The sequence below is a fragment of the Paenibacillus sp. AR247 genome (assembly GCF_002968895.1).
Taxonomy (GTDB): domain Bacteria; phylum Bacillota; class Bacilli; order Paenibacillales; family Paenibacillaceae; genus Paenibacillus_AQ; species Paenibacillus_AQ favisporus.
Genome location: NZ_PCZT01000015.1, coordinates 149,468 through 164,832, shown reverse-complemented (window position 1 = coordinate 164,832; position 15,365 = coordinate 149,468). Strand labels below are relative to the sequence as shown.

Sequence of the window (15,365 nt, the reverse complement as noted above, 5' to 3'; positions counted from 1 at the left end):
GCTCCTTTCATACCGTCAGAGAAAGCCCCCGACAAGTCTCCAAGGTAACCCTTGGCTCCTGCGGATTCCAGATCCCGCAGGTAGTCTTCTTTACGGACCCAGCCCTCTCACGTCATAACCTGCCTCAACCAGCTTCGATACGATTCTGCGCCCGGTCTGCCCGTTTGCGCCTGCCACAAAAACAGTTGTCATCGTTGATCACCTCTACGTATGCATTACCCCGATGTCCAGGGCGGGAACACAGGTTTTGATAGGATTCCAAAAATAGACAAATTCGCCAGGTCGGCGTCCGGGGGAACGAAACATCGACCTGGCGAATTCGGTTGGGAGTGGTCCATGATATATGGCATAGCAGGCAGGGCGAACACGGTTCGTCCACTCTATGCTCCTGTTCTTTTTATACCCGGCGGCCATAGGGTTGAAACAGGAGTCCCCATTTTTTCTTTTGCGGATTTTACCGACTCGCTTTAAGATAGAAATACAAGCATATACAGACTTCATATAGAGGGAGATGGAGCGGGAAATGATCGAGCAAGAGAACGGCGTTTTTCCTGCGGTGTGCCCGCTGGACTGCCCGGATACCTGCGGCCTGCTGCTGCACAAGGAGAACGGTAGAATCGTCAAAGTGACCGGCAACCCGGATCACCCGATTACTCAGGGTGCGATCTGCAATAAGGTAAGAAATATGACGGAGCGGGTTTATCATCCGGACCGGGTGTTGTACCCAATGAAGCGTACGGGACCCAAAGGGGAAGGCCGTTTTGAGCGGATTACCTGGGACGAAGCGGTGACGGAAATTACCCAGCGCTTTCGGGATATTATTGCGGAGCATGGCTCCGAAGCGATACTGCCCTACAGCTTCTACGGCAATATGGGCATTCTCAGCGTCGACGGCATGGACCGGCGTTTCCTCAATGCGTTGGGTACAAGCCGTTTGGACCAAACAATATGCAACTCCGCCGGCGGCGCTGGCTGGAAATATACGATGGGCTTCGGCGGCGGGACGACGCCGGAGGATACTGAATACGCCGACCTGATTCTGGTCTGGGGCGGCAACATCATCAGCACGAACATGCACCAAGTCGTCATTGCGGAGAGAGCCCGCAAGCGCGGAGCCAAAGTGGTCGTCATCGACGTGCACCGGAATCGCACCGGCCAGTGGGCCGACTGGTTTATTCCGCTGTATCCCGGAACGGATACGGCGCTCGCACTGGGCATGATGCACATCCTGTTCTGCGACGGACTGACGGACAATGACTTTATGGCCAAGTACACTGTCGGCCATGAGGAGCTGCGGGAGCATGTGAAGGCGTACACCCCGGCCCGTGTATCCCAAATTACGGGCATTCCGGAGGAAGATATCGAGAAGCTGGCTCGTATGTACGGCGAGGCGGAAGCCGCCTACATCCATATCGGCAACGGGCTGCAGCATCATGACAACGGCGGCATGAACATCCGCAGCATCGCCTGCCTGCCGGCCTTGACCGGCCACTGGCTGAAGCAGGCGAGGTGCCGCCAAGTCTAACGGCGGCTATAACGCGATGAACAGCGAAGCGCTGGAGCGCCCGGATCTGCGGCCGAATCCGGAGGCGCGCAGCATCAACATGAACCGGATCGGGGAAGCGCTGGCCATGACGGAGCAGCCGATCAAGGCGCTGCTTGTCTACTGCAGCAACCCGCTCGTCGTCGCGCCGGATACGGCGCGAGTTCAGGCCGGATTTGCCCGGGAGGACCTGTTTACGGTCGTGCATGACCTGTTTATGACCGATACGGCGAAATACGCCGATATCCTTCTGCCGGCGACCTCTTCCTTTGAGAGCACAGATTTGTTCGGCTCATACTGGCATCAATATGTTCAGATCCAGGAGCCGGTCATTCCCGCGCAGGGCGAGAGCAAGAGCAACGTGGAGCTGTTCTCTCTGCTGGGCCGGGCGATGGGCTTTGATGAAGAAGCCTTCTCCCAGACAGAGGAGCAGATGATCGAAGCGGCGCTGGATTATCCGGACAATCCCTATCTGAACGGAGTAACCTTGGAGTCGCTGAAGGAGCGGCGCTTCGTCAAGCTCGACATGACGCCGAAGCAGCACTATTTGGACCGGCTGCCGACCCCTTCAGGCAAAATCGAGCTGTATTCCGAAGCGATGAAGCAGGCAGGATTGCCGCCACTGCCGGAGTATGTCCCGCTGAAGGAAGGCTATGACGGTGAGCGACGTCCTGCGGCAGGAGAGAGCTTCCCGCTCATGTTCATTTCGCCGCCGAACCACAATTTCCTGAACTCCACCTTCGCCAATGTGGAAAAGCATCAGAAGCTGGAAAAGGAGCCGGTGCTGCAGATCCATCCGGAAGACGCCGCTGCTCGCGGCATTACCGACGGGGATCCCGTCTGCGTATACAACGAGCGGGGACAGTATGAGCTGAAGGCTGTGGTCACGGATAAAATGCTTCCCGGCACTGTCGTAAGCCAGGGATTGTGGTGGGCAAAGGACGGCCGCAGACAGCGGGCCAACGCCTTGACGCCCGACCGCCTGGCCGACATGGGCGGTGGAGCCACGTTCTTCTCAACCACTGTCGAAGTAAAGCGTCAGTGAAGGTCATTGCGGGATGACACAATATGATAGATACTGTCATGTGGGACGGCAGACATAACGAAAAATTGCTACAGGTGTCAGCCGGCTTTACGCTTGGCGGACACCTGCCGGAGAGCCCCCAGGGGCTTTCTTTTTTTCGTTCGTTATCTGCCGGTTTCAGAAGCCGGACATCTGCCCGGCCTTACCACATACCGCTGCACAGGAGATTCCTAACATGAAATTTCTGCAATCCTATCCAAGGGAAGTTCAAATATTTTTGGCGGCCAGCCTGATCAACTCGGCGGGCGGGTCGCTGATGTGGCCGCTCACCACCATGTACGTGTTTGAGGAGCTGGGCCACTCGATGGCCGACGCCGGCCTGGTCATCATGGTCCAGGCGCTGGGCGGCATCATCGGCCAGCTGCTCGGCGGAGCGCTGTACCACCGGGTCGGGGTGAAGCGGCTCATCGTCGGGTCGCTTGGCCTCAATGCGCTTGGTCTGTTCGCCCTGCCTTTCATCAGCCCGTATTGGTATTTATACATGGCTTTGATGGGCTTTATCGGCTTCTGCAACGCCGTGTCCATGCCGGCGATCCAGGCGTTCATCGGGTACCGCTTCGCCGACCGGCGGGGCGAGCTGTTTAACGTCGTGTACGTCGCCAACAACATTGGCGTTGCCCTGGGGACGGCGCTGAGCGGATTCCTTGCCGATCTGTCCTATGACCTGACCTTTATTCTGAACGGGGTCACCTCGGCGGTTTTCGCGATGTTTTTCCTGAATTATCTCAGCCGGCTCGATAAGGAGCAGGGGCCGGTTCATCTGCAGAAAAAGGACAAGCCCGAACGTGCCGAAGGTACCTGGTCCCTGCTCTGCAATACGAGGGTTTACCTGTTCATCGGCATCGGTTCCCTGTTTCTCTGGCTGGGGAACTCGATCTGGAACACAGGCGTGTCCCCGTTCATTATCTCCGAGGGCATGCCGAAGCGGGCCTATGGCTTCCTGTGGACGATGAACGGCATTCTCATTTTTGTCGCCCAGCCGCTGACAAGCCTGATCAAGCGCTGGTTCGCACGGACCTCGTCGGCCCAAATTACAGCCAGCGGCCTCTTTTACCTTGGGGCCTATCTTGTCATTGCTGGTCTGCACAGTTATCCGGGAATGGTCATGGCTATGATCCTGGCGACGCTCGGAGAGATGCTGATCTCGCCGGCCATCCCGGCTTTTATTTCCGATCACGCCTATAAGGCGGCTCCGTTCTATATCGGTTTGACCGGGGGAATGGGGGCCGTCGGAAGAATGGCAGGGCCCTATGTCATGGGAATACTGTATGATAACGGAGGAATCATGCCGGTGACCTGGCTGGCGATTGGGGTAGCGGTGCTGTCGGTCGTGTTCTTTGTGACGCACGCGGTTCGCAACCGGCAGGCGGAGATCGATCTGGCCGAATCCTTCGGAAGCTGACGATGACTTGAATACCCCTGAACCTGGTCCTAGTTTACTATCAATTGAGGTGAAGCTGTTATGCCATCCGAACATCGTGTTTTGACCATCCGCCTTTCGGAAATGAGGGACGCCCTGGCGCTGATGGATATCGACGCCCTCGTGTGGAACGAGTGGACCGCTCCGGAACCGGTCCGCTGGTCTTCCCGGGAGGACTATCTGCGTCACTGCCCGCCGGGTTCCCAGCTGGTGGCCGTGGTGGACAACGTATTGTGCGGGTACATCGGGTTTCGTCCGGCTACGGGCCTCTCCAGCAACAGCCATGTTTGTGAAATTAACATTGCGGTTCATCCCGATTATCAGCAGGAGGGAATCGGGTCGAGGCTGATAGAGGCGGGAAAGAAGTGGGCGCAGGAGCAAGGAAAAAGAAAGCTGAGACTGCGGGTCCTGTCTTCCAACCCCGGAGCCATCGCATTTTACCGCAAATGTGGTTTCGTACAGGAGGGCTGCCTGGAACGGGAATTTTGTATCGGCGGCCGCGATGTCGATGATATATTGATGAGCTGTTTTCTGGCGCGTCCTTAATGGGGCTATGGGGCTATCCGTCCTGTAAAATACCATGATATTACATTTTTTGTGCATAATTAGTCAGTCTGCCCGATATAAAACGGTACAAAAGGGACTTTCACAAGGTGAAGGTTCCTTTTTATACTATAATTAACGCTTTGTCATCAGCAGCATTCAAGAATCCGAATGGTTTCATCCCCGAATGATCAGTTTATAAGGGTATAGCAGAATTTATAGAAGAGGGGTCATAAGAGAATGGATCTTCATCTTGAGGGTAAAAAGGCGCTTGTCATTGCATCCAGTCAAGGACTGGGCAAAGCGATCGCCGCTGAACTGGTGCGAGAAGGAGCCGATGTGATGCTGGTCAGCCGCAGCGACGGCAAGCTGGAGGCGGTACAGCAGGAGCTGCAGAAGCTCGGCAGCGGCGTGGTGGAATATTACGCGGCGGACATTACGATTCCGCATGAAGTGGAAGCGATGGTGCGTTATACGGCCGAGAAGTTCGGCCGCATCGATATATTGGTCAATAACGGAGGCGGTCCGTCTCCGGGAACGTTTGAAACGCTGACGGATGAAGACTGGGATAAAGCTTTCCAGCTGAACCTGCTCAGCTATGTCCGAATGATCCGTGAGGTGCTTCCACATATGAAGGGACTGGGCGGGCATATCGTCAATTTGACGTCGACGTCGATCAAGCAGCCGATTCCCGGGCTCATTCTGTCGAATACGTTCCGCAACGGCGTAGCCGGCATGAGCAAGTCTTTGTCTCAGGAGCTGGCTCAGTACGGAATCTTGGTGAACACGGTGGCACCGGGGCGGATCGAGACCGACCGGATCATCCAGCTGAACGAATCGAATGCGAAAGCGAAGGGTGTCAGCGCGGAAGAGGTCGCAGAGCAGTCCCAGAGCGAAATTCCGCTCGGACGGTACGGAACGCCGGAGGAATTCGCCAAAGGCGTCGTATTCCTGTTATCGGGTGCCAATACCTATATTACCGGCACAACCCTTGTCATTGACGGCGGGCTGGTACAGGCTCTCTAAGGGCCATCCCAGCTCGTGTAATTCTTTTGTACCGGCACACCCCCAAATGCTATGATGGAAGCAAGATGATCAATTTGGAGGGAAGCCGCAATGAATCAGGTGGATACCGCTTACCGGATCGTATCGGTGAACGTCGGCAAGCCGATCACGGTGGAATATATGGGCAAACCGCTCACAACCGGCATACATAAACGCCCGATTGAAGGAGAAGTGTTTGTTGGACGCACGCAGATGGAAGGGGACGGCCAAGGTGACTTGAAAAATCATGGCGGGCCTGACAAGGCCGTGTGCGTCTATCCTGTAGAGCATTACGCCTATTGGGAGCGGGAGCTGGAGCTGGGCATTCCGATGGAGTGCCCGGCTTTTGGCGAGAATTTGACCGTATCCGGGCTGCTGGAAGAAGAGGTGTGCATCGGTGATACGTTTGAAATCGGCGGGACGGTCATGCAGGTCGCCCAACCGAGATTTCCCTGCTTCAAAATCGCCAGCAAGCATGGGGTGACCGACTTCCCGGCACGGGTGCTGGATACCGGATACAGCGGCTTTTATCTCCGCGTGCTCCAAGAAGGGGTGCTGGACCGCCAATCGTCCATCGTCAAGCGTGAATCCAGCCCGGGCGGCGTAACGGTGGCCGCGGTTCTGCGCCAGCTGGCGCTGGGACGCAAGCGGGCGGACCGGGAAGAGATTGCCCGGATGCTCCAAGTCGAAGCCCTTGCTTCGACCGTGAAGGAGCAGTTCAGCAACTGGCTGGCCTAAACCGGACATGCCCCGGCCAGGCTACCGGCCGTCCAGTTATCCAGGACTGCCGAACGTCCGTGGTGCATCGCTGAATGATCGCTTCATCGTATGGCAAAAATGCCGCCGTCCCCTGTCCGTTGGACAGGAGCGGCGGCATTTTGTCTGCCTTGGAGGAAGGGTTTTCAAAACGGGCTACCGAAGCAGCTTCCATTCGCTTTGTATCATCCCATAGACCGCGTGATTCACGTATCCTTGGGGCAGCTTCTCCGCTTCACGGACGATTCCCTCGAGAACGAATCCCAGCCGTTCGGGGATCGCGCGGCTGCGGTGGTTGCCCGTTGCGCAGCGGATTTCGACCCGGTTGAGATCCATGTCCATCAGGGCATAATCGACAAAGGTCCGGCAGGCGCTGGTCATGATGCCTTTGCCTTCAAATTCCTTCCCCAGCCAGTAGCCGATGCTGACGGAGCGGTTGTTCCAGTCGATCTGATGGTAGCTGATCAGACCGGCGATCTCATCGTCTACCCAAATGCCGGCGGAAATGCCGCCGTTCTCGGCGCCCTGCTTAATGGCATTTTTCACAAAATTGGCCGTATGCTCCACTTCCCGGATCGCATCCACCCAGGGGAGCCATTCCCGCAGCCGGTCACGTGACCGGTCGGTCAAGTGAAACAGCGGGCGTGCATGCTGCAGCGCCAGGGGCCGGAGCTCAATTTGGTCGTCAAGTGCGTATGTAAACATGAATGAATCCCTCTTTCTTTTCCCAAGATCGGCGAAATTGGCGGCCAGCTTATAAATGTAACCAACCATGCGTTTTCACTTCTCCCCTCGTACTTAACGGGACGCTTTAACCTTTTGTTCCAATGCGTATATATCGTCTTCCAGGGATATCATTCTCTGGCTGACCACATGGCGGCAGTCGCTCAGCGCCTGGTTGTACACATGCGGAGCGATGCGCGTCATAAAGAAGTCCAGCACGCGATCCGCTGCCAGCTCACCGATGGCTTCGCCGCGTTCTTCCTCAAAAAACTGCTGGATCTGCTGAATCGCCTGGTCCCGCTGTTCCTTCGCCAGCTTCATCGATTGCATATGCCTTTTGGCCCCCTTCGGCTTTTATTTCCATGCTACCTTATTCCTCAATTGGCGTCAAAATGGTATTAGCCCCAATTTTCATGTTTGCCCCTGGATTGGGGAAGGATGTATAAGGCTTCGCGTTCACGTAAAAGGGGAGAGGAGCGCGAATGATTGAACTCTCCCGGCATTACAGGTATATTTATATGAAACAAGCTTTATACAGAGAATAAGATGGACGAAGTCTATCTATAAAGAAGACTTTATGGATGAAAGGTTGATAACTGTGGAGAAACCAAGCACTCCCTCCAATTTTATTAAAAATGTCATAACGGAAGACCTGAAGTCGGGCAAGGTTCAGAAAGTGGTCACCCGCTTTCCTCCGGAACCGAACGGCTATTTGCATATTGGGCATGCCAAGGCGATCTGGATCAATTTCGCGCTGGCCGGCGAATTCGAAGGCGCAACGAACCTGCGCTTTGACGATACGAACCCGCTGAAGGAAGACGTGGAGTTCGTCAGATCCATTGAGGAAGACGTGAAATGGCTTGGATACGAATGGGCGGAGAAGCGTTATGCCTCGGACTATTTCGATGAGATGTACAACCGTGCGGTGCTCTTGATCAAAAAAGGCAAGGCGTATGTCGACGATCAGACAGCCGACCAAATCCGTGAGACGCGCGGTACGCTGACCGAACCGGGCCAGAACAGCCCTTACCGTGACCGCAGCGCCGAGGAGAACCTCGAGCTGTTTGAGAAAATGCGCAGCGGTGAGTTCAAGGATGGGGAGAAGGTGCTTCGGGCCAAGATCGACATGGCCTCGCCGAACATCAACCTGCGGGATCCGGTCATTTACCGGATCGCCCATGCCGCGCACCACAACACGGGGGACAAGTGGTGCATTTACCCGATGTATGCGTTCGCCCATCCGCTGGAGGACGCCATCGAAGGCGTAACGCACTCCCTCTGCTCGTTGGAGTTTGAGGATCAGCGCCCGTTCTATGATTGGGTCATCCAGGAATGCGAGATGGAGAGCACGCCGCATCAATACGAATTCGGCCGCCTGAATCTGGCGCAGACGCTGACCAGCAAGCGGAAGCTGAAGCTGCTCGTGGACGAGAAGATCGTCGACGGCTGGGACGATCCCCGCATGCCGACGATTTCCGGACTCCGCCGCCGCGGCTACACGCCGGAAGCAATCCGGAATTTCGTGTACGAGACCGGCATCTCGAAGAGCCAGGGCCTGGTGGATCTGCAAATGCTGGAGCATTTTATCCGGGAGGACCTCAAGCTGAAGGCTCCGCGCACGATGGCGGTGCTGCGGCCGTTGAAAGTGGTCATCACCAACTATCCGGAAGGCCAGGTGGAGTGGCTCGAAGCGGAGAACAATACCGAGAACCCGGACATGGGCACGCGGCAAATCCCATTCTCGCGCGAAATTTACATCGAGCAGGACGACTTCATGGAGAACCCGCCGAACAAATATTTCCGTTTGTTCCCGGGCAACGAGGTCCGGCTGAAGAATGCCTACTTCATTAAATGCCATGACTTCGTGAAGGACGAGAACGGCCAGGTGACGGAAATTCACTGCACCTATGATCCGGAGACGAAGAGCGGCACCGGCTTCACCGGCCGCAAGGTCAAGGGAACCATCCACTGGGTCGAAGCTTCCCATGCCGTACCGGCCGAGTTCCGTCTGTATGAGCCGCTGATCAAAGCGGAAGAGACGGATGCCCCAGCCGAGGAGAACGAAGCCGAAACGGCAGAGAAAAGCTTCCTGGACGAAATCAACCCGAACTCCCTCGAAGTGCTGCACGGCTTTGTGGAAGCGGACATGAAGAATGCCAAGCCGCAGGACAAGTTCCAGTTTTTCCGGCACGGATATTTTAACGTGGATTCGAAGTATTCTGCGCCCGGACAACCGGTATTTAACCTGGTCGTCTCCCTGAAGAGCTCCTTTCAACTGCCGAAATAAGGCGGGATCGGCTCGGCACAAGAACCTATGAGAAGACCTGCAACGTTCGAATGACATATAGAAAAGCCAGCCGCAGATGCAATCATCCAGCGGCTGGCTTTTTGTTTATGTTTAGCTTGCTCTGTCTCGCTTATGTCAAGCTTTGGCCCGGCCAATCGGGTCCAGCTTCTTTAGAGCGGTGAATCGTCATCATCGGCAGGCCCGGTCACAGTTCCGGCAGCCCCTGCCTGGGTATGATGCTGAACGCGAATCCAGTACCACATAATGCCGAAGCCGGCCGCGCCGATCAGTGCCAGCATCACGCAAATTTTGTACATGGCAGCCCCGCCGAAGTTCTGGAACAGCCAGCCGCCGGCCAGGCTGCCGAGCATGCCGGAGATGCCGCTCCAAGTGAGCGTGTAGAGCGCCTGAGCGGGTCCGCGGAATGGGGCCGGCGTCAGCAGGCGCACCACCTGGGTTCCGACAAAGAAGAAGCCGCCGAAGGTGATGCTGTGAAGGATCTGGATGACGGCGATTTCGACCGGGCTCGTGGCGTTCGCCATCAGCTGCCAGCGAAGGACAAACAGAAGGCTCACAAGGGAAAGGCAGCCCACGAGCGTGGACAATTTACGCCTTAGATAACGATTGAACAGAATCAGCACGCCCATCTCCAGAATGGACGACAGGAAGACGGCAAGTCCCACTACCGTTTTTGATCCTCCCAGTTCCGTGATGTAGAGCGACATGAATGTATTATTCATAAAGGTAGGGACGGAGACAGCCACCCCCAGAACGATAAAAGCGATAAAATAACGGTTCACCGCAAATCTGCCAAAGCCCCGAAGACGCATCGGCGGCGTTTCGGAGGTCCGCTTGAGCGGAGGCAGGAGCAGGACGGACACGATCGCCAGGACAAGGATTCCCGTAAACACGAAGGAGAGGCGGGAGATTCCGATCCGGTCGAGGAAGAGGCCGGCCGCCACAGCCGTCACCGCCCAGCCTATAGAGCCCCACATCCGGAACGCGCCGAACCGGTGCGGCTGATCCGGAATATAGCCGAGAATCAGCGTGTTGCTCTGCGCAAACATCGGGCTTTGAAAGAAGAAAAAGAGCATCATGGCCACATAAATCATCGTAAACGTATCGGCATGAAATACAAATTGAGTCAGCAGCAGGGTGCCCGCCATCATGAGCAGCAGGCTGCGCTTGGTGTCCCGCAGGCGTTCGCTGGCAAACGTCCAGACCGGATTGGCCAGCAGGGAGATCAACGGCCCCAGTGCCATCAGGCTGCCGATTTCCAGTTTGTTCATTCCCGCATCCTGCAGGTATAATTGAAAATAGCTGGTGAAAATCACCATGGTGCCGTAAATTAAAAAGTTGAACGCCTTGAGCGACGTTAACGAAGACGGCTTGATTCCGTTTTCCTGCACGCTAGCACATTCCTTTCCGGCCGTTTGCTAATATATAGGTTGAACTGAAGTTCCGCATTGTAATCTTCTGATGACCCGCTTCTATGCGCAAAGTTAGAAATTCTTCCGTTCATTCCATATCGAAAGCGGCGTTTTAAAGACTGCCAATCCCACTTTATCATTAGTTGAAAAGGGATACAAACCAACTTTTGAGAATTATCCCATAATTTATTTGGAGCTACTTTAAATGTATGAAAAATAGGACCTGGATTGCCTGTTCATGCTTGTAACGAGAGGGATGAGACGAACGATGTTCAAGGTCACAGGAATTTTGCTGGCCGGGGGTCAATCCAGCCGGATGGGGACCGATAAGGCACTGCTGAGCGTGAACGGCGAAACGGTAATCGAGCGGATCGTCCGCTTGATGTCGCCGTCTGCTTCAAATATCATCATTTCGGCTAATGACGACGAAAAATATGCGTTCCTGGGCAAAGATGTGGTGCATGACCGTTATCCGGGACAGGGACCGCTGTCGGGATTGCATGCCGGACTGCATGCTGTCGCCACGCCTTGGAGCATCGTCACGGCTTGTGATATGCCGTTTGTGACGGAAGAGGTTTTTCGTTTTCTGGCACGGAAGGCAGAAGAAGCGGTGGCGGTTATGGGTGATGATAAAAGCGGACTCCAGGCCATCGTCCCGGTATCGGGGGGGCGCATTCAGCCGCTGCTGGCTGCCTACCATCGCAGTGTTCTGCCGTCCCTGGAGACGTGCTTGTCTTCCGGCCGGCTGCGTTTGACCGGGTGGCTGGAGCAGCTGAAGGTGTGCTATGTCTCCGAGGAAGAGCTCATCCAGGAGCTTGGGCCCGGTGCAGACAAAGCCTTCTATAACATGAATGAGCCTTCAGACTATAAGCGTGCCATGACAGGTCTTTCTTGAGAGAGGATTTTTGTTAAGTTGTCTGTATATTCCGATTTTATGCATAGGTTAGTAGGTTAGGTTTCGTCGCAAGCCTAAACTCTATAGAAAAGGACGTGCCCTTTCCCGTTAGGGAGAGAAGCACGTCCTTTTTATTTGAAGATATTAATCTTCTACTTTCGGTTTGCGGAATTTCATCAGGAACTCATACACAACCGGCACGATGACCAGCGTCAGCAGCGTGGAGCTGACCAAACCGCCGATAACCGTGATGCCGAGACCTCTGGAGATGATGCCGGCACTGTTCTCCAGTCCCGATACGAGCGGCAGCAGGGCACCGATGGTGGCCAGCGCCGTCATCAGAATCGGACGGAGACGGGTGGCTCCGGCTTCCAGCAGCGCTTCGCGCGTCGACAAGCCTTCGCGTTCCTTGTGAATGACCCGGTCGATCAGAACGATCGCGTTGGTCACGACGATACCGATCAGCATCAGGGCGCCCATCAGGGCCGATACGTTCAGCGTCTCTCCGCCGATCCAGAGGCCGACAAGTCCGCCAATGATCGTAAACGGCAGGGAGAACAGGATCGCAAACGGCGCCAGGCCGCCGCCGAAGGTTACGACGAGCACGAAGTAGACGATGGCGATCGCCGCAGCCATGGCCAGGCCGAGCTGGGTGAACGTATCGTTGATCTGCTGGGTGGTGCCGCCGAATTTAACTTCGACGCCGTCCGGTAAATCGATCTTGTCGATTTCCTTCTGCAGGTCCGAAGAAGCTTTGCCGACGTTGGAGGTGACGATGTTGGCCGTCACGTCCACGACCATTTTGCCGTCGTTGCGGGTGATCGTATCCGGCGATGTGCCTTTTTCCACTTTGGCGACGTCTTTGATCGGAACGTTCATGCCAAGCGGCGATTGAACCGTTTCGTTGGCAATATCGTTGATGCTCTTGTATTCCTTGTTGTCGGTTTCGATATAAACCTTGTAGTCTTTGTTGTCGACCGTCACTTCGGTCAGCACCGGACGTTCGCGGACCGGACTCAGCTTCATGGCGATTTGACCGGCCGTCAAGCCCATCGAGCTGAGCTTTTGCTGATCCGCCACGATCGTGTATTGGTCATAAGCTTTGGTCAGGCTTGTTTTCGCTTTTTCAAAATTATCCTTGTCTGCCTGCACCAGCTTCAGGATTTGCTCGGAGACCGGCTTGATATCGTCCAGGCTGTTGCCGTAGACACTGACGCTGAGCGAGCTTCCGCCCATGCCGCCGGACATGTCCATCAGGCTCCATTCTCCGGTGGATACCTGTTTCTTCAGACCTTCCACGAGGTTTTTCTTCACGTTCTCAAAGTCTTTGGTATCTTTGTTGTACTCTACATAGAACAGACCCGAATTGGACGACGAGCCCCCGGCCAGCGGATTGCCGCTGCCGCCGACGGAGTACTGCATCTTGTCGATGTTCGGCTGGCTCAAAATGTATTTCTCGGCTTCAAGGGCACGCTTCTCCACGGTTTCCAGCTGAGCGCCAGGTTCAGGCGAGTAGGTCACCATGATGTATTTGTCTTCCTGGTCCGGCAGGAAGCTGGTGCCGATCAGCGGTGTCAGGAAGAAGCTTGCTACGAGCAGAATGACCGCCGATCCGAACGTGATCAGCTTGTGGGACAAGGCCCAGTTCAGAATCCGCTGGTAGCCGCGCGCCATCCGGCCCGGCTTGTCGTGATCATGCTGCTTGGAGGACTTGATGCCCTTCTTGAACAAGCTGTGTGCCAGCATCGGCACGAGCGTGATCGCTACGAGCAGGGAAGCCAGCAGGGCGAAGACCATCGTGAGCGCAAACGGCATGAACAGCTCGCCGACCATGCCGGTGACGAACGCCAGCGGCAGGAAGACCGCAATCGTTACGATCGTCGAGGACATGATCGGAACGAACATTTCGCGCGTCGCTTCGCGGATAAGTTCGCGTCCGCGCAGCTTCTCGCCGCTGCTGGTCAAGCGGCGGTAAATGTTCTCGATGACGACGATGGAGTCGTCGACGACGCGGCCGATCGCGACGGTCATCGCGCCGAGCGTCATCATGTTGAGCGTAATATCGAGCCGCCACAGAATCAGCAGGGCGATCAGCAGCGACAGCGGAATCGACAGGATCGAGATGATCGTGGAGCGAATGTTCCGCAGGAAGATCAGGATGATGATAACGGCGAAGAGCGCGCCGAAGACCGCTTTATCCAGCATCGTCGACACGGAGTCTTCGATCGGTTTGCCCTGGTCGAGCAGCACCGTAAGCTCCATGCCCTTGAACTGGCCTTCAAGGTCTTTGGCTTTGTCCTTCACGGCATTGACTACGTCCACCGTGTTGGCGTCATTGTCCTTGACGATTTGCAGGCCGATCGAGGCCTTGCCGTTCGTGCGGGACACCGACTCCGCGCTGCCGACCACCTTGATGTCGGCGATATCGCTGAGCTTCACCGTCGGAATGCCGGCCGGTACGCCGGCCTGGCCGCCTTGGACGGAAGCTGCAGCATTGCCTGCCCCAGCACCGGCAGCAGCGCCCGCGCCACCGGCACCTTGACCGGTTGCCCCGGCAGTACCGCTCTGTCCTTGTGCGCTGCCCGCTCCCGGCGTAACCGGAATCGTCAGTTTTTTCAAATCATCGAGCGTTGTGATGTTGCCATCCACGACAACCGCTTTGGAGGACTGCTCCAGATTGAACAGACCGAGCGGAACCCGTACGGAGGAGCCTTGAACGATGAAAACAGCTGCAGGGCGGTTTTCAGAATCTGTTTTTCTTGTCCGCCAATTTCTCAGACAAATGCACCTTCACCCCTTTCTGACACTTCGGTTCTCAAATTGACCGCCTAGTCAGAACGATTATATTACAAAGCGAAGGTCATTTTCAAACAACCCGGCGCCATTTACAAAAAAAGGCACCTTCCTGGTTGTAATACGCAGGAAGGTGCCGGTTGGGCTCCACATTTATAGGGGATGAATATGGCGAAATTGTGACGGTTTTGATAGGCGGTTCTCTTAACCCATACAGCCCGGGAACATGCCGGTCGAAATGGCTAAACGGTTCCAGCAGTTAATGGCGTTGATCGCCATCAGCAGGTCGATGACCTCTTTCTCGTCAAAATGTTCCCTGACTCTGCCGAACACCTCATCCGGGACGCCTGCCTCGGAAATTTTCGTCACGTATTCCGCAAGCTCCAGCGCAGCGCGCTGCTGCTCGGTGAATACGGGGGCTTCCCGCCATACGCAGACCAGCGTCAGATGCTCTTGGTAATCTCCCAGCTTGAGCAGGTCCTTGCTGTGCATATCGAGGCAAAACGCGCATCCGTTAATTTGCGACACCCGGATTTTGATCAGCTCGGAGAGCACCTTGTCGATCGAAGTGCTCTGGGCAAACTGCTCAAAAGCAAGCATCGCTTTAACAGCCGGCATATTGGCGTCCCTGTAATTCAATCTGATTTTCATCGGATAACAGCCTCCCTTTAAGTTCATTCACAAAGAAGACTGATCACGTGCGGGATTTGTGACATCATTCCATAAAAAAGCAAAAAAATTATGAGATCAGCTTCAAACCTACCGCTGAGGCCAAAATCATCGCAATAAACAGAATTCGCCGCCATTCCTTGGGCTCGCCGAACAGAAACATGCCGGCCAGCGTGCT

General features: G+C 55.5%; 11 protein-coding genes and 2 pseudogenes. 7 read left to right on the top strand and 6 right to left on the bottom strand.

Going from position 1 to position 15,365, the window contains the following annotated elements:
• The first annotated feature begins 523 nt into the window (after positions 1-523).
• The 5 genes and pseudogenes from CPT76_RS25430 (at position 524) to CPT76_RS25410 (ending at position 6,372) form a co-directional block, all read left to right on the top strand.
• A pseudogene (locus tag CPT76_RS25430) lies at positions 524-2,588 on the top strand (molybdopterin-containing oxidoreductase family protein).
• Positions 2,589-2,802: 214 nt separating this feature from the next.
• Entirely contained in the window at positions 2,803-4,029 is a 1,227-nt protein-coding gene (locus CPT76_RS25425; RefSeq protein WP_105444891.1) for an MFS transporter, read from the top strand.
• A gap of 60 nt (positions 4,030-4,089) precedes the next feature.
• The gene (locus CPT76_RS25420) at positions 4,090-4,593 is read left to right on the top strand and encodes a GNAT family N-acetyltransferase (protein ID WP_105444890.1); all 504 of its coding nucleotides are present in this window, start codon (positions 4,090-4,092) and stop codon (positions 4,591-4,593) included.
• 237 nt (positions 4,594-4,830) lie between these two features.
• The gene (locus CPT76_RS25415; protein WP_076174766.1) at positions 4,831-5,616 is read left to right on the top strand and encodes an SDR family oxidoreductase; all 786 of its coding nucleotides are present in this window, start codon (positions 4,831-4,833) and stop codon (positions 5,614-5,616) included.
• Positions 5,617-5,706: 90 nt separating this feature from the next.
• Positions 5,707-6,372, top strand: a complete 666-nt coding sequence (locus CPT76_RS25410) for an MOSC domain-containing protein (RefSeq protein ID WP_105444889.1) — start codon at positions 5,707-5,709, stop codon at positions 6,370-6,372.
• Positions 6,373-6,546: 174 nt separating this feature from the next.
• Here the strand turns inward: CPT76_RS25410 and CPT76_RS25405 are convergent, their stop codons facing one another.
• Both CPT76_RS25405 and CPT76_RS25400 read right to left on the bottom strand, forming a co-directional pair.
• Positions 6,547-7,095 carry a GNAT family N-acetyltransferase gene (locus tag CPT76_RS25405; RefSeq protein ID WP_089550478.1) on the bottom strand — a complete coding sequence of 183 codons (549 nt, stop codon included), beginning with the start codon at positions 7,093-7,095 and terminating at the stop codon, positions 6,547-6,549.
• A 93-nt stretch (positions 7,096-7,188) separates the two neighbouring features.
• Positions 7,189-7,443: a DUF2164 domain-containing protein gene (locus CPT76_RS25400; protein WP_105444888.1), complete on the bottom strand. Its 255-nt coding sequence runs from the start codon at positions 7,441-7,443 to the stop codon at positions 7,189-7,191.
• A 268-nt stretch (positions 7,444-7,711) separates the two neighbouring features.
• Between CPT76_RS25400 and CPT76_RS25395 the strand changes: the two genes are divergently transcribed.
• On the top strand, positions 7,712-9,400 hold the full coding sequence (locus tag CPT76_RS25395) for a glutamine--tRNA ligase/YqeY domain fusion protein (protein WP_181153036.1): 1,689 nt from the start codon (positions 7,712-7,714) through the stop codon (positions 9,398-9,400).
• Between the two features lie 170 nt (positions 9,401-9,570).
• Here the strand turns inward: CPT76_RS25395 and CPT76_RS25390 are convergent, their stop codons facing one another.
• Positions 9,571-10,809: an MFS transporter gene (locus CPT76_RS25390; RefSeq protein WP_105444886.1), complete on the bottom strand. Its 1,239-nt coding sequence runs from the start codon at positions 10,807-10,809 to the stop codon at positions 9,571-9,573.
• Between the two features lie 259 nt (positions 10,810-11,068).
• Here CPT76_RS25390 and mobA point away from each other — a divergent pair, with 259 nt between their 5' ends.
• A complete protein-coding gene (gene mobA / locus CPT76_RS25385) occupies positions 11,069-11,725 on the top strand; it encodes a molybdenum cofactor guanylyltransferase (RefSeq protein WP_105444885.1) in 657 nt (218 codons plus the stop codon).
• A 144-nt stretch (positions 11,726-11,869) separates the two neighbouring features.
• Here the strand turns inward: mobA and CPT76_RS25380 are convergent, their stop codons facing one another.
• From CPT76_RS25380 to CPT76_RS40505, 3 genes and pseudogenes are all read right to left on the bottom strand, one after another.
• The gene (locus CPT76_RS25380) at positions 11,870-14,374 is read right to left on the bottom strand and encodes an efflux RND transporter permease subunit (protein ID WP_258168792.1); all 2,505 of its coding nucleotides are present in this window, start codon (positions 14,372-14,374) and stop codon (positions 11,870-11,872) included.
• A gap of 348 nt (positions 14,375-14,722) precedes the next feature.
• Complete coding sequence (locus CPT76_RS25375) at positions 14,723-15,169, bottom strand: carboxymuconolactone decarboxylase family protein (protein ID WP_105444883.1); 447 nt, start codon at positions 15,167-15,169, stop codon at positions 14,723-14,725.
• An 88-nt stretch (positions 15,170-15,257) separates the two neighbouring features.
• A pseudogene (locus tag CPT76_RS40505) lies at positions 15,258-15,365 on the bottom strand (QacE family quaternary ammonium compound efflux SMR transporter); the annotation flags it as partial.

Bases quoted from the DNA above. Each gene is read 5' to 3' on its own strand.
- CPT76_RS25425 (WP_105444891.1), top strand. From the start codon at position 2,803: ATGAAATTTCTGCAATCCTATCCAAGGGAAGTTCAAATATTTTTGGCG.
- CPT76_RS25420 (WP_105444890.1), top strand. From the start codon at position 4,090: ATGCCATCCGAACATCGTGTTTTGACCATCCGCCTTTCGGAAATGAGG.
- CPT76_RS25415 (WP_076174766.1), top strand. From the start codon at position 4,831: ATGGATCTTCATCTTGAGGGTAAAAAGGCGCTTGTCATTGCATCCAGT.
- CPT76_RS25410 (WP_105444889.1), top strand. From the start codon at position 5,707: ATGAATCAGGTGGATACCGCTTACCGGATCGTATCGGTGAACGTCGGC.
- CPT76_RS25405 (WP_089550478.1), bottom strand. From the start codon at position 7,095: ATGTTTACATACGCACTTGACGACCAAATTGAGCTCCGGCCCCTGGCG.
- CPT76_RS25400 (WP_105444888.1), bottom strand. From the start codon at position 7,443: ATGCAATCGATGAAGCTGGCGAAGGAACAGCGGGACCAGGCGATTCAG.
- mobA (WP_105444885.1), top strand. From the start codon at position 11,069: ATGCTTGTAACGAGAGGGATGAGACGAACGATGTTCAAGGTCACAGGA.
- CPT76_RS25375 (WP_105444883.1), bottom strand. From the start codon at position 15,169: ATGAAAATCAGATTGAATTACAGGGACGCCAATATGCCGGCTGTTAAA.